General features: G+C 37.5%; 24 protein-coding genes and 1 tRNA gene. 23 read left to right on the forward strand and 2 right to left on the reverse strand.

Annotated elements, in window-relative coordinates; all coding sequences use genetic code 11:
* Nucleotides 1–5 precede the first annotated feature (5 nt).
* The 13 genes from rplO (at nt 6) to EL194_RS03275 (ending at nt 9683) form a co-directional block, all read left to right on the forward strand.
* The gene (gene rplO, locus EL194_RS03210; RefSeq protein WP_003775219.1) at nt 6–446 is read left to right on the forward strand and encodes a 50S ribosomal protein L15; all 441 of its coding nucleotides are present in this window, start codon (nt 6–8) and stop codon (nt 444–446) included.
* Entirely contained in the window at nt 446–1744 is a 1299-nt protein-coding gene (gene secY, locus EL194_RS03215) for a preprotein translocase subunit SecY (protein WP_003775221.1), read from the forward strand. The genes rplO and secY overlap by 1 nt, the downstream gene beginning before the upstream one ends.
* 18 nt (nt 1745–1762) lie before the next feature.
* Complete coding sequence (locus EL194_RS03220) at nt 1763–2413, forward strand: adenylate kinase (protein ID WP_003775223.1); 651 nt, start codon at nt 1763–1765, stop codon at nt 2411–2413.
* Nucleotides 2410–3180 carry a type I methionyl aminopeptidase gene (gene map / locus EL194_RS03225; RefSeq protein ID WP_003775225.1) on the forward strand — a complete coding sequence of 257 codons (771 nt, stop codon included), beginning with the start codon at nt 2410–2412 and terminating at the stop codon, nt 3178–3180. The genes EL194_RS03220 and map overlap by 4 nt, the downstream gene beginning before the upstream one ends.
* Entirely contained in the window at nt 3177–3395 is a 219-nt protein-coding gene (infA, locus tag EL194_RS03230; RefSeq protein ID WP_003775226.1) for a translation initiation factor IF-1, read from the forward strand. The genes map and infA overlap by 4 nt, the downstream gene beginning before the upstream one ends.
* Nucleotides 3396–3418: 23 nt before the next feature.
* A complete protein-coding gene (gene rpmJ, locus EL194_RS03235) occupies nt 3419–3532 on the forward strand; it encodes a 50S ribosomal protein L36 (RefSeq protein ID WP_016357297.1) in 114 nt (37 codons plus the stop codon).
* Nucleotides 3533–3547: 15 nt separating this feature from the next.
* Nucleotides 3548–3913, forward strand: a complete 366-nt coding sequence (gene rpsM, locus EL194_RS03240; protein ID WP_003775228.1) for a 30S ribosomal protein S13 — start codon at nt 3548–3550, stop codon at nt 3911–3913.
* Nucleotides 3914–3942: 29 nt separating this feature from the next.
* Nucleotides 3943–4332, forward strand: a complete 390-nt coding sequence (gene rpsK, locus EL194_RS03245) for a 30S ribosomal protein S11 (RefSeq protein ID WP_003775229.1) — start codon at nt 3943–3945, stop codon at nt 4330–4332.
* A gap of 32 nt (nt 4333–4364) precedes the next feature.
* Nucleotides 4365–5324 (forward strand): DNA-directed RNA polymerase subunit alpha, encoded by a 960-nt coding sequence (locus EL194_RS03250; RefSeq protein ID WP_003775232.1) that lies wholly within the window; start codon nt 4365–4367, stop codon nt 5322–5324.
* An 11-nt stretch (nt 5325–5335) separates the two neighbouring features.
* On the forward strand, nt 5336–5698 hold the full coding sequence (gene rplQ / locus EL194_RS03255; protein ID WP_003775234.1) for a 50S ribosomal protein L17: 363 nt from the start codon (nt 5336–5338) through the stop codon (nt 5696–5698).
* Nucleotides 5699–6042: 344 nt separating this feature from the next.
* Nucleotides 6043–7323: a PTS sugar transporter subunit IIC gene (locus EL194_RS03260; RefSeq protein WP_003775236.1), complete on the forward strand. Its 1281-nt coding sequence runs from the start codon at nt 6043–6045 to the stop codon at nt 7321–7323.
* Nucleotides 7324–7704: 381 nt separating this feature from the next.
* A complete protein-coding gene (locus EL194_RS03270; RefSeq protein WP_003775240.1) occupies nt 7705–8793 on the forward strand; it encodes a DUF871 domain-containing protein in 1089 nt (362 codons plus the stop codon).
* Complete coding sequence (locus EL194_RS03275) at nt 8790–9683, forward strand: N-acetylglucosamine kinase (protein ID WP_003775242.1); 894 nt, start codon at nt 8790–8792, stop codon at nt 9681–9683. The genes EL194_RS03270 and EL194_RS03275 overlap by 4 nt, the downstream gene beginning before the upstream one ends.
* On the opposite strand, the gene EL194_RS03280 is transcribed toward EL194_RS03275, so the two are convergent.
* Together EL194_RS03280 and EL194_RS03285 are read right to left on the reverse strand one after the other, a co-directional pair.
* On the reverse strand, nt 9678–9884 hold the full coding sequence (locus EL194_RS03280; RefSeq protein WP_003775244.1) for a helix-turn-helix transcriptional regulator: 207 nt from the start codon (nt 9882–9884) through the stop codon (nt 9678–9680). The two genes, EL194_RS03275 and EL194_RS03280, sit on opposite strands and share 6 nt — an antisense overlap.
* 10 nt (nt 9885–9894) lie before the next feature.
* Nucleotides 9895–10359 (reverse strand): hypothetical protein, encoded by a 465-nt coding sequence (locus EL194_RS03285; RefSeq protein ID WP_003775247.1) that lies wholly within the window; start codon nt 10357–10359, stop codon nt 9895–9897.
* A 202-nt stretch (nt 10360–10561) separates the two neighbouring features.
* Between EL194_RS03285 and EL194_RS03290 the strand changes: the two genes are divergently transcribed.
* From EL194_RS03290 to EL194_RS03335, 10 genes are all read left to right on the forward strand, one after another.
* Nucleotides 10562–12730 carry a 5'-nucleotidase C-terminal domain-containing protein gene (locus EL194_RS03290; RefSeq protein WP_003775250.1) on the forward strand — a complete coding sequence of 723 codons (2169 nt, stop codon included), beginning with the start codon at nt 10562–10564 and terminating at the stop codon, nt 12728–12730.
* Nucleotides 12731–12868: 138 nt separating this feature from the next.
* The gene (locus tag EL194_RS03295) at nt 12869–13051 is read left to right on the forward strand and encodes a hypothetical protein (protein ID WP_003775252.1); all 183 of its coding nucleotides are present in this window, start codon (nt 12869–12871) and stop codon (nt 13049–13051) included.
* A gap of 81 nt (nt 13052–13132) precedes the next feature.
* Complete coding sequence (gene pepT, locus EL194_RS03300; protein WP_003775255.1) at nt 13133–14359, forward strand: peptidase T; 1227 nt, start codon at nt 13133–13135, stop codon at nt 14357–14359.
* A 16-nt stretch (nt 14360–14375) separates the two neighbouring features.
* Nucleotides 14376–15203, forward strand: a complete 828-nt coding sequence (locus tag EL194_RS03305; RefSeq protein WP_003775256.1) for an energy-coupling factor transporter ATPase — start codon at nt 14376–14378, stop codon at nt 15201–15203.
* Nucleotides 15179–16027 (forward strand): energy-coupling factor transporter ATPase, encoded by an 849-nt coding sequence (locus EL194_RS03310; protein ID WP_003775257.1) that lies wholly within the window; start codon nt 15179–15181, stop codon nt 16025–16027. Before EL194_RS03305 ends, EL194_RS03310 begins: the two co-directional genes overlap by 25 nt.
* Nucleotides 16024–16821, forward strand: coding sequence for an energy-coupling factor transporter transmembrane component T family protein (locus EL194_RS03315; RefSeq protein ID WP_003775258.1), 798 nt, complete (start codon nt 16024–16026; stop codon nt 16819–16821). The genes EL194_RS03310 and EL194_RS03315 overlap by 4 nt, the downstream gene beginning before the upstream one ends.
* Complete coding sequence (gene truA / locus EL194_RS03320; RefSeq protein ID WP_003775259.1) at nt 16818–17555, forward strand: tRNA pseudouridine(38-40) synthase TruA; 738 nt, start codon at nt 16818–16820, stop codon at nt 17553–17555. The genes EL194_RS03315 and truA overlap by 4 nt, the downstream gene beginning before the upstream one ends.
* 104 nt (nt 17556–17659) lie before the next feature.
* Entirely contained in the window at nt 17660–18097 is a 438-nt protein-coding gene (gene rplM / locus EL194_RS03325) for a 50S ribosomal protein L13 (RefSeq protein WP_003775260.1), read from the forward strand.
* A gap of 8 nt (nt 18098–18105) precedes the next feature.
* Nucleotides 18106–18513: a 30S ribosomal protein S9 gene (gene rpsI, locus EL194_RS03330; protein ID WP_003775261.1), complete on the forward strand. Its 408-nt coding sequence runs from the start codon at nt 18106–18108 to the stop codon at nt 18511–18513.
* 169 nt (nt 18514–18682) lie between these two features.
* Nucleotides 18683–18759 (forward strand) — tRNA-Ile (locus EL194_RS03335).
* Nucleotides 18760–18773 lie beyond the last annotated feature (14 nt).

Below are 18773 nucleotides of genomic sequence, written 5' to 3' on the forward strand. Positions count from 1 at the left end.
CCTTTATGAAATTACATGAATTAAAATACAATGAAGGTGCACGCCAAGATCGTAAACGTCTTGGTCGTGGACAAGGTTCAGGAACTGGTAAGACATCAGGAAAAGGTCACAAGGGTCAAAATGCTCGTAGTGGCGGTGGTGTTGCACTAGGATTTGAGGGTGGTCAAACACCATTGTTCAAACGTATTCCTAAACGCGGTTTCAAAAATGTTAACCGTGTGGACTACGCAGTTGTTAACTTAAGTTCATTAAACGTATTTGAAGACGGAACTGAAGTTACAATTGAAGCACTTTTAGAAAAAGGAATTATCAAAAAAACACTTGACGGAGTTAAAATCTTAGGTCAAGGTGAATTAGAGAAAAAATTAGTTGTTAAAGCTAACGCATTCTCAAAATCAGCAGTTGAAAGTATTGAAAAATTAGGTGGAAAAGCAGAGGTAATCTAATGAGATTTTTTACTGATTTATTCAAAAATAAAGAAATCAGAATAAGAATCATTTTCACACTTGCATTGTTATTGATTTATCGACTAGGAACAGTTATTCCTGTTCCTAACGTCGATAGCGTTAAAGTCGCAGGATCAATGGCAAGCGAACTAAACTCAAATACATTAGTTGGAATGATGAATATTCTTGGTGGAGGGTTTATCCAATCATTTTCAATTTTCGCTCTAGGTGTAGGACCTTACATTACCGCATCAATTATTATCCAATTGTTATCAATGGATGTTATACCATATTTAACTGAGTTAACGAAATCTGGTCAAAAGGGTAAATTACAACTTGACCGAATTACACGTTATCTTGGAGTGGTATTAGCATACGTTCAAGCGATTGGAATTATTAGCTTACTCAACAATCAACATAAGATTTTGTTGAGTAGTACTGTAGCGGACTACTTCTTTATGGGAACTGTAATGGCTGCGGGAACAATGTTCCTTCTATGGCTTGGTGATCAAATCACTCAAAAGGGTGTAGGTAATGGATTATCAATGATTATTTTCGCAGGTATCGTATCAAATCTTCCAAGTCAATTTAAAGGCGCTTTCGCTGAAATGACTAAGGGTGGTACAACTATGGGCTTTGTATGGTGTGCAGTATATGTACTTCTATACTTAGCGATTATTATTCTTGTTATTTATATGAACGGTGCCGTTCGTAAAATTTCAATTCAATATACATCAAACGTAGGTGGAACTACACGTGGTAAGAGTATGAACCATTTGCCATTAATGATTAACTCTGCATCAGTTATTCCAGTAATTTTTGCTGGAGCAATTATGCAAGCACCAGTTATTGTAATGAGTTGGATTAACCAAAATAGTGGTTTCTATAAATTCATGACAACAACAATGAGCTTACAACAACCTGTAGGATTAATTGTCTATGCATTATTAATAATTGCATTCACATTCTTCTACACTCACTTACAAGTTGACCCTGAAAAAATATCAGAGGACTTCGGTAAGAATGGATCTTACATCCCAGGTGTTCGCCCGGGTAAAGATACAAAAAATTACATTAGTACAATTTTAAATCGTATTACGGTTTTAGGATCGTTATTCCTAACGTTTGTAGCACTACTCCCTCATGTGTTACCAATGATTACACGAGGAGCAATTCCAGCAAGTACAGCAATCGGTGGTACTGGTATCATCATCGTTGTCGGAGTTGCACTTGAAACAGTTAAAGAACTTGAGGGTCGTATGACACAACGTTCATATAAAGGTTTATTTAACAAATAACAATTAGGAGGACAGTTTATGAATTTATTAATCATGGGTCCTGCTGGTAGTGGTAAAGGTACAATGTCAGCGCATATTGTTGAATTGTTCAATGTTGCTCACATTTCAACTGGAGATATGTTTAGAGAAGCTATCTCAAATGCTACTCCAGTTGGAATCGAAGCAAAATCTTATATTGATCAAGGAAAACTTGTGCCTGACGAAGTAACCGACCGCATGGTAAAAGAGCGTATCTCAAAAGATGATTGCTTGAATGGTTACTTATTGGATGGATATCCACGTAACTTACATCAAGCAGAAGCACTTGAGGTAATGTCAAATGATATTAACCGCCCTATTGATTTAGTAATCAATCTTGAGGTAGAATATGAGGAGCTTGTAAATCGAATTACAGGCCGTCGTCTATGTAAAGATTGTGGTGCAATCTATCATATTGACAATAATCCACCTAAAGTAGAATCTAAATGTGATATTTGCGGTGGAGAACTATACCAACGAAGCGATGACAATGAAGAAAAACTTCAAGTCCGTTTTGAAGAGTATATTAACCAAACAAAACCAGTTATCGATTATTATCGTGAAAAAGGTTTAGTTCGTGACGTTAATGCATCTCAACCTGCAGAAAATGTTATGAATGAGATAAAAAACATCTTGGAGGCGGTTAAATGATATCAACCAAGTCAGAACGTGAGTTAGAATTAATGCGCGAGGCAGGTAGAATTGCTTTTGAATGCCAAGAGGCAGTTAAAGCAGCAATCCAACCAGGCGTATCAACCAAACATTTGGATGATATTGCTCGTAACTATATTCTGAGTCAAGGTGCAACACCAGCGTTTCTTGGTTATGATGGATTTCCGGGTTCAATATGTGCTTCGGTAAATGAAGTTTTAGTTCATGGTATTCCTAGTTCAGAGGTAATCCTCAAGAATGGCGACATTATCACGATTGATGTTGGCGCTATTTATAAAGGTTATTACAGCGATCATGCTTGGACATATCCTGTTGGGGAAATAAGTGATGAAGCACAAAACTTATTAAAAGTAACTGAAGAGTCGTTATTTGCAGGAATTGAAGCTGCTGTAGCGGGAAATCGTATAGGAGATATTGGTCATGCAGTAATGACGGTTGTTCAACCATTTGGTTATGGACTACCTGTTGAATACTCAGGACACGGTGTCGGAACTTCGATGCATGAAGCTCCATACGTACCCAATGTTGGTGTTCCTAATAAAGGAGCGCTTCTTCGCAAAAATATGGTTATTGCGATTGAACCTATGGTTCAAATTGGAACCAATAAAACATCTGTATTAGATGATGAGTGGACTGTCGTTTCAGAAGACAGATCCTTAACAGCTCATTTTGAACATACAGTAGTAATTCTTGAAGATAGTTATGAAATTTTAACTCGAACAAAGGAGGCTTTTAAACACTCATGAGCAAAGAAAATGTTATCGAAGTAGATGGAGTAGTTCTTGATACATTGCCTGGAGCAATGTTTAAGGTGGAACTCAGTAATGGTCATGAAATTTTAGCTCACGTATCTGGTAAAATCCGTATGCACTACATTCGCATTTTACCGGGAGATCGCGTGACTGTTGAGATTTCGCCTTACGATTTATCACGTGGGCGCATTACATTTAGACATAAATAAGATAGTTTTAGGAGGATAATACTATGAAAGTAAGACCATCTGTAAAACCAATGTGTGAAAAATGTAGAGTTATTCGACGCAATGGTAGAGTAATGATTATTTGTGAAAATCCAAAACACAAACAAAGACAAGGATAGGAGGACGTCATATTAATGGCTCGTATAGCAGGAATTGACATTCCACGTAACAAACGTGTAGTAGTCTCATTAACATATATCTACGGTATTGGCTTAACAACATCTAAAGAAATCTTAACAAAATGCGAAATCAGCGAAGATATCCGCGTTAAAGATTTAACTGAAGAACAAGTTAATGCAATCCGTCGTGAAGTAGAATCAATCAAAGTTGAAGGGGATCTTCGTCGTGAAGTTAACCTTAACATCAAACGCTTAATGGAAATCGGTTCAAACCGAGGAATCCGTCATCGTCGTGGCTTACCAGTTCGTGGACAACGTACAAAAACAAATGCACGTACACGTAAAGGACCTCGTCGTACAGTAGCGAATAAGAAGAAATAATTAGGTTAATTAATTAGGAGGAAAACGTAATGGCAAAAGCAAAAGTAGCTCGTAAACGTCGTGTCCGTAAGAATATAGCACGCGGAGTTGCACATATTCATTCGACATTTAACAATACTATTGTTACAATCTCAGATGAACAAGGAAATGTTATCGCTTGGTCAAGTGCTGGTGCTTTAGGCTTTAAGGGTTCACGTAAGTCAACACCTTATGCAGCTCAAATGGCATCAGAAGCAGCAGCTAAAGCGGCAGTTGATCATGGTATGAAAACAGTTGAAGTTAGTGTTAAAGGACCTGGACCAGGTCGTGAATCGGCAGTTCGTGCACTTCAAGTAGCAGGACTAGAAATTAGTGTAATTAATGATGTTACACCAGTTCCGCACAATGGATGCCGTCCACCAAAACGTCCACGTGGATAATAATATAAACTATAACAAGGAGGTATTCATAGATGAACAAGTTTGAACGTGCGAAATTTGAAGTAAAAGAATTTGATGAAACAGCACATTATGGTAAGTTCGTTATCGAACCACTTGAACGTGGTTTTGGTAATACTATCGGGAATGCGCTAAGACGTGTACTCCTTTCATCTTTACCAGGCGCAGCAGTTTACTCAATCAAAATTGAGGGTGTGTATCATGAATTCACATCAATTGCAGGCGTAGGAGAAGATGTTACAGGTATCGTTCTCAACGTTAAGGATCTTGTTTTAAATGTACAAGATGAAGAAGTTTACACACTTCGAATCTCACAAAAAGGTCCTAAAGTTGTTACAGCAGCTGACATCGAATGCCCAGCAAATGTGGAGATCTTAAATAAAGATCACATTATTGCAACACTTGCAGAAGGTGCAGTGTTAGAGATGGAGCTTAAAGCTCGTAATGGTCGTGGCTATGTAAGTTCTGATGAAAACAAATTAATCTATCAAAATGCATCACAAGGAATTGGCACGATTTTTACAGATTCTATTTATACTCCAATTGAAAGAGTTAAGTATCACATCGAACCGACACGTGTCGGTCAAGACTCTAAATATGATCGTTTAATTATGGAAGTTTGGACTAACGGTTCAATTCAACCACAAGTAGCGTTATCATTAGGTTCAAAAATTTTAATGGACCATTTAGAACAAATTGTTGCAATTAAAGATTCAGTTTATGAAACAGAATCAGTAATTAAACCTGATGTATCAGGCGTTGAAAATCCAATGGCAACAATGATGATCGAAGATTTAGACTTGTCAGTTCGTTCATATAACTGCTTAAAGCGCGCAGGTATTCAAACAGTTGAAGAGTTAACACTTAAAACTGAAGATGAAATGATGCGCATTCGTAATCTAGGTAAGAAGTCACTTAAAGAAGTTAAAGACAAACTCCATGATCTTGGATTAGGCTTTAAATCATTTGAATAGGAGGAAATAGAATGAAAAACCGTAAATTAGGTCGTGATTCAGCTCACCGTAAAGCATTGCTACGCAATCTTTCAACTAGCTTAATTGTTCATGGTCGAATCGAAACAACAGAAAAGAAAGCAATGGAACTACGTTCAGTTGCTGATAAACTTGTAACTCTTGCAAAACGCGGGGACTTACATGCTCGTCGTGAAGCAGCGAAAATCGTATTTAACGTTGTTGCAGATGAAAAAACTGGTCAAACAGCGCTTCAAAAACTATTTGATGAAGTTGGACCTAAATATGCAGACCGTAATGGTGGTTACACACGTGTAATCAAAACTGAAATGCGTCGCGGTGATGCAGCTCCAATGGCTATTATTGAATTCGTTTAATTTTAGTTAAAAAAGATAAATTATAGTATGCACGCAAGCCTTCGGGTTTCCGTCTCGAGATACTTCAATGAATTCTTTTAAAACCGCTTAGATATCTAAAGCGGTTTTTTTGTGCTCTAAACGCTATAGAGTGGGTATGTTAGCGTAATTCGAACGTTATCGAGTCAATAGGCAACGAATTATTAAAGTGCCATAGGCAGTCTAGGAAGGGTTGACTAAGATGTATCACATAAAGAAATATTATTTCAATATATGTTCTTAAACGTTGAAAATATAGTTTGACTTATTCAATGAAATAAGGTAATTTAATATTAAAGGTACATAGGTACCCAAGGAGGAGAAATATGGACGCATTTATTAAGTTTTTGGATGAAAAATTGTCCGCGCCAATGGCTAAACTTGCGAACCAACGACATTTACGTGCAATTCGTGACGGGATTATCGCAACATTGCCGTTAATTATTGTAGGATCTTTCTTTTTAATTCTCGCAGCACCGCCATTGCCTGAAAATTGGAAACTTTATCAATTTCTAACCGAACATGCAGCCAAAATATTATTACCGTTCCGATTGTCTATGGCAATCATGACCTTGTATGCAACATTCGGAATTGGATCTAGTTTGGCTAAATCTTATGATCTCGACGAACTATCAGGAGGGATTCTAGCGACTGCAGCTTTTCTACTGACTTTTATTCCGATTAACATTCCAGCAGATGCAGGATTGGATGTATCTGGATGGGTATTACCAATGGCAAACCTTGGTGGAGCAGGTATGTTTGTTGGTATTATTACTTCCATTCTTGCAGTTGAAATCTTTCGTTGGACTGATAGATCAAACTTTAAAATTTCAATGCCACCCCAAGTTCCAACATCTGTAGCCCGTTCTTTTGAAGCACTTGTGCCAACCGCAATTATTCTTATTCTCATGGCAACAATTACATATTGGATCGGTTTTAACTGGCATACATTTATTGCAGGACTTGTTAAACCGATTGTCCATGCAGCGGATACCTTACCAAGCGTACTTATCATTGTATTCTTAGTAACGTTCTTCTGGTCATTTGGGATTCATGGTGTATCCATTATCGGTACATTAGCACGACCTATTTGGCTACAACTTCTTGATAAAAATACCGCGGCTCAAGTAGCTGGACAAGCACTTCCAGCAATAAGTGCAGAACCTTTCTATCAATGGTTTATCTGGATCGGAGGTTCAGGTGCTACAATTGGTCTTGCAATCGCGATGGCATTTTTCTCGAAATCTGCGTATGCTAAATCACTTGGGAAAACAGCATTTATTCCAGCATGCTTCAATATTAACGAACCGATTATATTCGGTGCACCAATTGTGATGAATCCAATTCTTATTATTCCATTTATTATTACCCCAATGGTGGGAACGATTATCGCATGGGTGGCTACATCAGCCGGTCTTGTAAACCGTGTTATTGTAACGGCACCTTGGACCTTACCTGGCCCAATTGGTGCTTATATCGCAACGGGAGGAGACTATAGAGCCTCGATTCTAAATATTATATTAATAATAATCTCAGTTGTGATTTACTATCCATTCTTTAAAATTTATGATAATAAACTATTAGAAGAAGAACGTATTGGCAATTAATAGACTTAAACTTAGACGAAGGTCTTGCATCCGCAAGACCTCTTTCATTAAAAAAAGAGGTATACTATGTATCGATATGAAAAAAGTAATTCTGCACCACTTATAAGTTTTAAAAGTGCATTCATAATTGTTGGGAGTATCCTTTTAGGAACAATCTTAATACCTGCAATGCTTAGACAATTAGGATTGAATCAAAAATGGATTGAGGTACTTGTAATATCTGGGATTACCTCCTTCACTACAAGCTTTTGTTTCTTTTTTATTGAAACAAATAAACGTTTATCACGCTCATTTTGGATGATGGTGATCGTTTTATTTTTCTTGATAGGACTTATCTCGACATTTTGGATATACGAAATATTATATATATAAGGAGTTAATATGAGAAAACTAGGAATTTCAATTTATCCTGACAAATCGTCAGTAGCATCAATGAAACAGTATATCGATGAAGCAGCAGATGCAGGCTTCTCACGAATTTTTTCGTGTCTGTTATCGGTTGATAAACCTAAAACCGTCATCAAAGATGAGTTTTTAGAAATAAACCGTTATGCACGATCAAAAGGATTTGAGATTATTGTGGACGTGAGTCCACGTGTCTTCAAAGACCTCGAAATCAGTTACGCAGATCTTTCTTTCTTTTCTGAAATTGAGGCCGATGGATTAAGACTTGATGCTGGTTTTGGTGGAAGTGAAGAGGCGATGATGACTTTCAATCCATATAATTTAAAAATAGAAATTAATATGAGTAATGATACACATTACATCGATACAATTATGGATTATCAACCAAATCAATATAATTTGATTGCTTGTCATAATTTTTATCCACACCCTTATTCAGGTCTTAATGAGGACTTTTTTGTGAAGTGCACTCAAAACTTTACAAAATATGGTTTGCGTTCTGCAGCATTTGTGACAAGTCAAGCGGAAGGTTCATATGGACCATGGCCGGTTTCAGATGGTCTTGTTACTTTAGAGTCACATCGTTATTTACCATTAGATGTGCAAATAAAAGATTATGTAGCGATGAACGTCGTTGATGACATTATTATTTCAAACTGTTATCCTACAAAAGATGAAATGAATGCGATTAAGAAAATTGATCTCTATAAGCTGAATTTATCCGTCGAATTAGTTCAAGATATTCCTGAAATTGAACGGAAAATTGTCTTAGAAGAACCTCATTTTAATCGTGGTGATCTGGGGGACTACTTGATACGTTCTACGATGTCTCGTGTAAAGTATAAAGGGCACGACTTTAAAATCTTTAATACTCCGGATGTAATCAAACGTGGTGATATTATCATTGAGAGTAGTTTATTTGGTCATTACGCTGGTGAATTGCAGATAGCGACCAAAGATATGAAAAACACAGGAAAATCAAATGTCGTGGGTCATGTCATCGAAGAAGAACGCTTCTTACTAGATCGCATTAAGCCATGGCAAAAGTTTAGCTTTACATTATGAAGTATTATTTAGGTATTGATGCGGGTGGAACGTTTACACGCATGGTTCTGTTTAACCAGGATGGTGATAAAGTCGATACTTTACGTTTGGAGAGCATTCATTACATGCAAGTTGGGTTTGATGGAATTCAAAGTATTTTGGAGCGAGGAAAAAACGAATTTATAACACGTGGATATTCTTTTGAAATGATTGCGGTTGCGATTGGGACTGCGGGTTATGGAAACGACTCAAAAATAAGAGCAAAAATTGAGAATGCCATTTGGTCTGTTTTTCCAAATGCTTTGATAATGAATGATGCGCAATTCGCAATGGTTTCAGCTTTGGATAATCATGACGGTGTTTATCTTATTTCTGGTACGGGTTCAATTGCGATGCGGAAAATAGGATGTACTACGGATCGTCGTGGCGGTTATGGATATTTGTTGGGGGATGAGGGAAGTGCTTTTTGGATCGGACGTCATTTATTAAGTGTCTTTACTCAAGAATCAGATGGACGTTTACCGAAGTCGGATTTCTATTACGCGATGATGGAGCATTTCAAATTAAACCATCCTTATGATCTAGTGGGTGTAGTGAATGAAGCGCAAGACCGTTATCGAAATTTTGCCTCAGAGGTAAGTCTTGTGGGCTCTAGTTGCTTACATGTTGACCATGTTTCCGAAATCTATCGTAATGCAGGTATTGAACTTGCGAAGCTCGCAAACAGTTTTGAACTCAATGGAAAAACGAAGATTGCTTTTGGTGGCGGTGTGCTTTTAAATAATGAATGTGTTCGCGCTTCATTAATCGAGCATATTCATGAAGCCTATGATGTCGTACCGTATCATCAATCTGTAGAGTATGCTGCATATCTACTTCTAAATCAAAAAAACCCTTATGAAATTTCATAAGGGTTTTTCTTCGTATTGAAAGAGACCATCGAGGGTACAATTCAAAACGATTGAACATTTAAAAGCGAGTTCTAAAGACGGATTGTAAGATCCTTTCTCAAGTGCAATAACGGTTTGTCGTGATACACCGACTTGTTCCGCAAAAAATTGCTGAGTATAACCGAGTGCTTCGCGTTTATCTCGAATATGATTTAGTATCAAAATAGGCCTCCTAGCGATAGTAAAGTTGTCTTAGTTTGAAGTAATAACAAAGTTCATAGATCGTGAAAAGGATACCGATTGCATAAAGTATCGTACGCCCTTTAACTAAAAGGGGTCCCATTATTAATACGGATAGGTAAACGAGTACGGTCAATACAAGAATATTGCCCGCAAAGCGTCGAGCTGGAGCATCAACTAAAATGCTGCGCTCATCCTCATTGAGTTGGTCAATTTCTTCAAATAGAAATGTTCTCCAAGAATCCCCACTTTTTCTCTTGTAAATAAAAAGAACGGTAAGGGAAAATGTAATGAAAAGAAAGACCCATATAATTGAAATTTTAGCCTGCTTTGTGACGGGTTCTATACCCGCATCACTAAGGATTAGCTGTTTTATCTTATCAAATTGGATCATGGTTCCTAGAAATCCCCATATTAGGATTATTACGTAAATAATTCGGTTACGTGTTTGTTTCATAGTACTCCTCCTGTTAAGTCAACTTTACACTAACGAAAGTTTTGTGTCAAGTTAAGTTTACATTATAATGTCTTTTTATTAAATGATATTTTGGAGAATTGCTTTAACTTGCGGAATTACATCAATGGTATCGAATTCATCGGATTATGCTTGAACTATCCCTGTTTTTTTCTTACGATTGATACTGTAGGAGGAAGTTACAATGAAAAAACCGAAAATTATTCTTTTAGTTTTATCGCTTTTGACGCTTATTACTCCCGGACATCTTGTCCTTTCGGTGGCAGCAGATAATGCCACGCAAGACGTAAATACGGTTACCATTATGCATACCAATGATATGCATGGTCGTTTTGGTACGAAATCACTCGGTCTTGCCCATATTAAAACTTTAAAAGATGAAATAAATCCGCTTCTTTTAGTCGATGGTGGTGATGCTTTTCAAGGTCTCCCCATTTCAAACGTCGATAAAGGGGCAAGTATGGCAAAAATCATGAATGCCGTCGGTTATGATGCAATGGTAGTTGGAAATCACGAGTTTGATTTTGGTACAGCCGTTGCATTGGGTGAAGCGGAAGGTTTTGGCTCAAACTTAAAGTTTCCGGTTCTTTCATCGAATACAGTTTATACAGAGTCTAATCAAAAAGTGTTTAAAGAATCGATTCTAATCTCGAAACCGAGTTCAAACTCTGCACTTATTGAAAAAGATGGTTATAAAATTGCGGTGATTGGGGCAACAACTCCTGAAACGCAAACGAAAACCCATCCTAAAAATATCGAAGGGATATCATGGTTGGATCCAATTCCAACAGTTACGCATGAAATTTTAAAAGAAGATTACAAGGATGCGGATTTTTATGTAGTCTTAACCCATCTCGGTATTGATAATGAGACGAAAGATGCATGGCGCTCAGACACATTAGCACATTCATTATCTGAAAACAGTGACATGAAAGATAAGAAGATTCTCATTGTAGATGGTCATTCTCATACGCCCATTGAAAATGGTATTCATGTCGGTGATAATGTAATCCTAGTTCAAACTGGAGAACATCTTAATAACGTCGGACTTGTAACGCTAAACTTGGATGATTTCAGTTCGAGTGTTGCGAAATTAATTCCTTTAAAAGATATCGCAAATCAACCCGATCCAGAAATTATGGAAATTATTCAATCATCAGATGCTGCATATTCAGATCTCGTTTCTAAAGTAATAAAAGAAAACAATCCTATTAATTTCCAAGGTCAACGTGACTTGGTTCGTGTTCAAGAAACTAATCTGGGTAATATCATAACGGACTCGATGGTCGCTTATGGAAAAGAAGGATTTAAAAACCCTACGGATTTCGCAGTTATTAATGGTGGCGGTATTCGTGCAAATCTTGCAAAGGGACCGATAACATTAGGTGATGTTATTAGTGTCTTACCGTTTGGGAATGTCATGTCGCAAATTTCCGTAACCGGCCGACAAGTATGGGATATGTTTGAATTCTCACTCCGTACGGATGTGCAGGACGTTCCTGATCATAATGGTCTTCCTAAACTAGGATCAAACGGAGGTTTCTTACATGTTTCAGATACGATACGCATCCATTATGACTCAAGTAAAGAAGCATCCAGTCGCGTCCTAGGAATTGATATCTATGATGCAGAGCAGGATCGATTGATTCCTATTGATTTAGAAAAGACCTATTACATGGCGACCAATGATTTTCTCGCTGCCGGTGGAGATGGTTACTCGATGTTAGGCGGACCACGTGAAGAAGGCCCGTCACTTGATGCAGTCTTCGCAGATTTCATGGAACATAACGCATTTATCGATTGGGAACGATATGATGAAAACCAAAATCCACAGCGTATTATTTCAATACTTGAAAAAGATTATACCATCCCAAGTGTTACACCTTTAGAATTTGAGGCGCTGGAACAAATCTTAGATAAAGCTAAGGCAATCAAACCGAATGCTTATACAGAAGAAAGTTATCAAAACCTTCAGGACGCGATTGCTGTAGGAGAATCCTACCTTCAATCTCTAACCATGAGAACCGCTCAACCTGTTTCACAAGACGATATCAATAAAGCAATTGCGCAGATAGAGGATGCGATTGCGAATCTCAAGCTTAAAGACATCAATAAGCCCATTGTGGAAACTGAAAAACCGGTGACACCTGAAATCGATACGAAAAATCCTTCATTACCAACTGAAGTCGTGAATAAGCCTGTTTTATCGGGCGAACAAGAAACTTCAAACATTTCAACCTTACCAAAAACAGGTATAGACAATCATTATATCTCGGGTCTAGGTAGCGGTTTAGCCGTGCTTGGTTGGCTTCTTGTGAGAGGAATTCATAAAAAAGAAACGGATAATCAGTAAGAAATCAGGGTCTAGATACAAATCTAGATTCAACATTAAAATTAACACGAAGTTTACACAATCTTCCGTATCTTATAACTTTAATTTCCATTCGAATCTGTGTTAGAATAGTAATAGATAAGAAAGGGAGGATCATCTATGAAAAAAGTATTTCCACTCGCAATTCTTGGCGCCGCAATTGGAGCTGCTGGTTATTATATGAATCAAAATAATAAAAAGCATGTTGAGAAAACGATTGAAACTCTCGATGAAATCAGCCGATCTGCTGCAGATACGGTCTCAGAACTTGCACAAGAAATTGATGAATCTGAAGAAGCTTAGTAAAACTAAGCTTTTTTTAGTTTTAAGGTCTCAAATATGATAAAATATCATAAGTAAACACATAAAAAGGTGAGGTAAACAATGAAAAAGACACTAATAGAACGACTTGTTCGTTATACAAAAATTAATACCCGTTCCGATGCGGCGTCAAAGACGATTCCATCCTCGAAAAACCAATTTGATTTAGCTGAAGTTCTTTATAATGAGTGTATTCAAATCGGTCTTGAAAAAGTTCACATGGATGAGTTTGGAATTGTGACAGCTCTATGTCCATCAAACATTGACAGTGATGTGCCTACCATTGGATTTATTGCACATATGGATACAGCGGATTTTAATTCCGAAAATGTTAAGCCACGTGTTATTGAAAATTACGATGGTTCAGATATTGTTCTTAATGAAGAACTTAATATCATTTCAAAAGTATCGATGTTTCCATCACTTAAAGATTATGTTGGTCAAACATTAATTGTTACCGATGGTACGACATTACTGGGTGCGGATAACAAAGCCGGAGTAACTGAAATCATGACTGCGATGGAATATCTTGTTGAGCATCCAGAAGTAAAACACGGTGATATTCGTATTGCATTTACGATTGATGAAGAAATCGGTACAGGAGCTGAGAGTTTTGATGTAGAAGCATTTGGTGCTGATTTTGCGTATACAGTTGATGGTGGTGCTTTAGGGGAAATGGAATATGAAACCTTTAATGCGGCTGAATCAATCGTTACGGTGAAGGGTGTTTCAGTACATCCAGGATCTGCGAAAGACACAATGGTTAATGCTTCTGTGGTAGCACATGAATTCTTTGCCATGTTACCAGTTCAAGAACGACCTGAACATACTGAGGGTTATGAAGGATTCTATTTATTAACTGAAATGAATTCCAATATTGAAGATGCAACGATGTCATTTATTATTCGTGATCACGATATGGATCTATTTACAAACCGTAAAGCAACGCTAGACACCATTGCATCCAAACTTAATGAGAAATATGGCTATGAATGTGTATCCGTAAAAACGACAGATACTTACTACAATATGAAAAACATTATTGAAAAAGACATGAGCATTGTGGAATTGGCTAAAAATGCTATGGTTTCGATTGATGTGGAACCTATTATTGCACCAGTACGCGGTGGCACGGATGGATCCCGTCTTTCCTATATGGGATTACCAACACCAAATCTCTTTACGGGTGGTGAGAATTTCCATGGTAAACATGAGTTTGCGGTCGTGGAAACAATGGCTAAAGCTACAGAGTTAATTATTGCGATTTCAGAGTTAAATACAAAGCGCTAGTTTGGAGTGATTAGAGTTGAAACAGTTAGCAGTTAATGGGTTGACGTTTTCTTACGATGGGACAAGAAAAGCTGTCGACAACGTATCTTTTAATGTTAAAAAGGGCGATTATGTAACCGTAATTGGTCATAATGGAAGTGGTAAATCAACACTTGCAAAACTTATAATTGGGTTACTTGAAAGTAATGCAGGAACCATCGAAATTGATGAATTGCGATTAAATCCAGAGAATGTTTACGATATCCGAGAAAAAATCGCCATCGTATTTCAAAATCCCGACAACCAATTTATTGGTTCAACGGTTCGAGATGACATCGCATTTGGTTTGGAAAACCGCATGATTGACCCCGATAAAATGGACGCATTGATTCAGACATATTCAAAACGTGTCGGCATGGAAGATTTTTTAAATCATGAGCCTACAAAATTAAGTGGGGGACAAAAACAACGTGTAGCAATTGCAGGTGTTTTAGCTATGCAACCTGAGTTGCTGGTTTTAGATGAAGCGACAAGTATGCTTGATCCAAAAGGTCGAAAAGAAGTGAATGATCTTGTTCATGAATTGCATACTGAGAATAAAATGAGTATTTTATCGATTACCCACGACATTGAAGAAGTCACGATGAGTGATTATGTAATTGTAATGAATGAAGGTAAAATTGAGATGCAAGGAACACCTGAAGAAATATTAGTTCATGCAGAACGTTTAGTGGCATTATCGCTGGATATTCCTTTTAGTCTTAAATTTTTTCAAGCAATGAAGGCATGTGGTGTCGAGTTAACAACGCCATATGATTTAGAAGGGATGGTGGAAGAATTATGTCAATTACGTTCGAAAATGTAAGTTATGTTTATGCTCCTAATTCTCCCTTTTCTCATCATGCGTTGACGGATGTTAGCACTACAATTGAAACTGGAAAAATTACGGCCGTTATTGGAGCAACCGGAAGTGGTAAGTCCACTTTGGTCCAACACTTGAATGGGCTCATTCAACCCACAAGGGGTGTGGTAACTATTTTAGATCATAAAATCAAAGCAAACGATAAGACACGAAATTTGAAGCAATTACGCTCAAAAGTCGGTTTGGTATTTCAATTTCCTGAAATGCAACTTTTTGAAGAGACAATATACAAAGATGTGGCTTTTGGTCCTAAGAATTTTGGCTTTAATGAAGAACAAATTCAAGAAAATGTATCGCAGTCTTTAAATCTTGTAGGGATTCATCCTGATATATGGAAACGATCACCGCTTGATCTCTCAGGAGGGCAAAAACGCCGCGTTGCAATTGCAGGTGTTCTCGCTACTAATCCGGATGTAATTGTTCTTGATGAGCCCACAGCGGGTCTTGATCCTCAAGGGAGTAAAGATATGATGGATTTGTTTGTTCGTCTAAACCAAGAAATGAAGAAAACGGTTATTATGGTAACCCATGATATGGATCATGTTCTACGATATGCGGATAATGTTTTAGTGCTTAATCAAGGGAGTGTCTTTTACGATGGACCCGTTCAGGATTTCTTTGATGATTCAAATAAACTTGAATCATTGGGATTTGTAGCACCAAAAATCCTACAGTTGAAGCAATTACTTCAAAAGAATGGCTTTAACTCAGCCCAATCTTTGGAACTTGATGATATCGCTAAATTGATTGAGAGGGATTTAAAATGAACGATATTGCATTAGGTCGTTATGTCCCACTTGACTCAAAAATACATAAATTAGATCCGCGCATTAAGATTATTGCGATGCTTGTCCTTATGGTGTCTATTTTTATGGTGAAAAATGTTTGGGCAAACGTGTTCCTTTTCTTTTTTTTCGTATGCGCAATCCTTGCTTCAAAATTAACCTTTAAGTTTATCCTTAAATCCATAAAGCCCATGTTATTTATGCTGGTCTTCCTATTTGTCATGAATATGTTTTTAATTCGTGAGGGGACTTTATTAGTTCAATTTGCTTTCTTTAAAATATACAGCGGTGCCCTCTACCAAACTGCATTTATTGTAACGCGATTAGTTCTAATGATTATGGTTACAACGCTGCTTACAGCTACAACCGCACCGCTGGATCTAACGCTTGGTATCGAGGACTTATTAAATCCACTGAAAAAAATTGGTGTCCCTTCTCATGAAATTGCAATGATGATTTCAATTGCACTTCGTTTTATTCCAACGCTTATAGAAGACACACAACGAATTATGGATGCGCAAGCAAGCCGCGGTGTCGATTTAAAAGAAGGATCATTTAAAGAAAAAATTAATGGTGCCATATCGATGTTAATTCCTTTATTTGTTTCAATTTACCATCGTGCTGAAGATTTAGCCGATGCCATGGAAGCGCGTGGTTATTATCCCGGTAAAACAAGAACACGTTATAAACAACTGAAAATTAGATTTTCGGATTGGTTTATGTTGTTTCTTTGTGTTGCAGTCTTGATTGTAGTGATTGGATTGGGTCGTTTATGATGCGATTTAAAGCAACGGTTCAATATGATGGATCTATGTTCAAAGGCTGGCAAAAACAACCTTTTGGTCGTTGTGTTCAAACAGAGATTGAATCGGTACTAACAAGAATTAATAAAGAACCCATTCATATTAGTGGTTCAGGGCGTACAGATGCAGGGGTTCATGCTCTAGGGCAGGTATTTCATTTTGATAATGTTGTGGATATGGATGAAAAGCAATTATTTCGTGCACTTAATACACTTTTACCCAATGATATAGTGATAACAGACATCCATCCGGTTGAACCAAATTTTCATGCGCGCTTTGATGTCGTATCAAAAACCTATGAATATCGACTTAATATGGGAGCCTACAATCTTTTTGAACGGAATTATGTCTATCAATACAATAAGGCCTTAGACCTTCAAGCAATTCGCGATGCGATGGAATCTTTTGTTGGTACTCATGATTTCACGTCTTTCAATGCAACCGGTCTTGATGAAATTGAAAATCAGGTCCGAACGATTACCAATTTCGATTTAATCGTATCGGATGATCACCTTAATTTTGTGATAATAGGTGATGGATTTCTGCGTTATATGGTTCGCATGATTGTTGCGACATGTGTTGCATGTGGAAGTGGTAAATGTGACGCTCATGAGATCGCCCAGATGCTTAAAGCGGCTGATAAAAACAGTATTTCCTACAATATTGATGCGTGTGGTTTATACTTAAAGAAAGTTAACTATAAATAAAGTTTGTTTTCTTGACATGAGCCTATAAAAAGCATACAATAGTAATCGGCACTTTATGCCAATAGTAGCCCCGGAAACTACTTTTGGTTTAGGAGGAAATTATTATGCGTCAAACAACTATGACGAAACCAGCAGAGGTTGTACGCCAATGGTACATCGTCGACGGAACAAACATGACATTAGGTCGTCTTGCGAGTGAAGTTGCACATGTATTACGTGGTAAACACAAACCTTCATACACACCTAACGTTGATGGTGGAGATTACGTTATCGTAATCAACGCTGACAAAATTAAAGTCAGTGGAGATCAAGAATATAAGAAAATGTACTACAATCACTCACACTACCCAGGTGGTATGAGAGAACGTTCAACACGTACAATGCGCGAAACATATACAATCGAATGGGTTGAAAGAGCTATTCATGGTATGTTACCACATACACGTTTAGGCGATAAACAACGTACACACTTATTTGTATACAAGGGCGAAAACCACCCACACACAGCACAACAACCTGTGGAAATGGTTATTAAGGGATAGGAGAATATATGACAACAAAAAACAAAAACGCTGTACAATACCTAGGTACAGGACGTCGTAAGACATCTGTTGCTCGTGTTTATTTAACTCCTGGAACAGGTGTGATTACAATTAATCACAAACCAATTGAAGAGCATTTGCCTTCAGAACTATTACGTATGACAGTTCGTTCACCATTTGAAGTTACTTCAACTCAAGATACATTTGACGTAAATGTTAATGTTAAGGGTGGCGGTTTAACAGGTCAAGCCGGAGCAATCCGTCATGGTATTACTCGTGCTTTAATGGAAGCATCAGTAGATTACCGTCCATTGTTAAAAGCAGCTGGATTCGTTACACGTGATCCACGTGCTAAAGAACGTAAAAAACCAGGGTTACGCGGCGCTCGTCGTGCACCTCAATTCTCAAAACGTTAATCTCAAAGATTTTCAATTTTGGAAACTCTCACTTCGGTGGGAGTTTTTTTGTACTTGTGTGGCTCTAAAATCACCTTAAAGAAGCTTTTTTAATGAAATTTCACTATTTCACAAATATCAATTGACACCCTTATTCATAGATGATATATTGTTATGGCAGTTAAGAAATGGGCCTGTAGCTCAGTTGGTTAGAGCGCACCCCTGATAAGGGTGAGGTCGCTGGTTCGAATCCATTCAGGCCCACCATTTCTTTAAATAAA

Origin of the sequence: Erysipelothrix rhusiopathiae, from assembly GCF_900637845.1 — a bacterium.
Classification (GTDB): Bacteria; Bacillota_I; Bacilli_A; order Erysipelotrichales; family Erysipelotrichaceae; genus Erysipelothrix; species Erysipelothrix rhusiopathiae.

Bases quoted from the DNA above. Each gene is read 5' to 3' on its own strand.
- rplO (WP_003775219.1), top strand. From the start codon at position 6: ATGAAATTACATGAATTAAAATACAATGAAGGTGCACGCCAAGATCGT.
- secY (WP_003775221.1), top strand. From the start codon at position 446: ATGAGATTTTTTACTGATTTATTCAAAAATAAAGAAATCAGAATAAGA.
- EL194_RS03220 (WP_003775223.1), top strand. From the start codon at position 1,763: ATGAATTTATTAATCATGGGTCCTGCTGGTAGTGGTAAAGGTACAATG.
- map (WP_003775225.1), top strand. From the start codon at position 2,410: ATGATATCAACCAAGTCAGAACGTGAGTTAGAATTAATGCGCGAGGCA.
- infA (WP_003775226.1), top strand. From the start codon at position 3,177: ATGAGCAAAGAAAATGTTATCGAAGTAGATGGAGTAGTTCTTGATACA.
- rpmJ (WP_016357297.1), top strand. From the start codon at position 3,419: ATGAAAGTAAGACCATCTGTAAAACCAATGTGTGAAAAATGTAGAGTT.
- rpsM (WP_003775228.1), top strand. From the start codon at position 3,548: ATGGCTCGTATAGCAGGAATTGACATTCCACGTAACAAACGTGTAGTA.
- rpsK (WP_003775229.1), top strand. From the start codon at position 3,943: ATGGCAAAAGCAAAAGTAGCTCGTAAACGTCGTGTCCGTAAGAATATA.
- EL194_RS03250 (WP_003775232.1), top strand. From the start codon at position 4,365: ATGAACAAGTTTGAACGTGCGAAATTTGAAGTAAAAGAATTTGATGAA.
- rplQ (WP_003775234.1), top strand. From the start codon at position 5,336: ATGAAAAACCGTAAATTAGGTCGTGATTCAGCTCACCGTAAAGCATTG.
- EL194_RS03260 (WP_003775236.1), top strand. From the start codon at position 6,043: ATGGACGCATTTATTAAGTTTTTGGATGAAAAATTGTCCGCGCCAATG.
- EL194_RS03270 (WP_003775240.1), top strand. From the start codon at position 7,705: ATGAGAAAACTAGGAATTTCAATTTATCCTGACAAATCGTCAGTAGCA.
- EL194_RS03275 (WP_003775242.1), top strand. From the start codon at position 8,790: ATGAAGTATTATTTAGGTATTGATGCGGGTGGAACGTTTACACGCATG.
- EL194_RS03285 (WP_003775247.1), bottom strand. From the start codon at position 10,359: ATGAAACAAACACGTAACCGAATTATTTACGTAATAATCCTAATATGG.
- EL194_RS03290 (WP_003775250.1), top strand. From the start codon at position 10,562: ATGAAAAAACCGAAAATTATTCTTTTAGTTTTATCGCTTTTGACGCTT.
- EL194_RS03295 (WP_003775252.1), top strand. From the start codon at position 12,869: ATGAAAAAAGTATTTCCACTCGCAATTCTTGGCGCCGCAATTGGAGCT.
- pepT (WP_003775255.1), top strand. From the start codon at position 13,133: ATGAAAAAGACACTAATAGAACGACTTGTTCGTTATACAAAAATTAAT.
- EL194_RS03310 (WP_003775257.1), top strand. From the start codon at position 15,179: ATGTCAATTACGTTCGAAAATGTAAGTTATGTTTATGCTCCTAATTCT.
- EL194_RS03315 (WP_003775258.1), top strand. From the start codon at position 16,024: ATGAACGATATTGCATTAGGTCGTTATGTCCCACTTGACTCAAAAATA.
- truA (WP_003775259.1), top strand. From the start codon at position 16,818: ATGATGCGATTTAAAGCAACGGTTCAATATGATGGATCTATGTTCAAA.
- rplM (WP_003775260.1), top strand. From the start codon at position 17,660: ATGCGTCAAACAACTATGACGAAACCAGCAGAGGTTGTACGCCAATGG.
- rpsI (WP_003775261.1), top strand. From the start codon at position 18,106: ATGACAACAAAAAACAAAAACGCTGTACAATACCTAGGTACAGGACGT.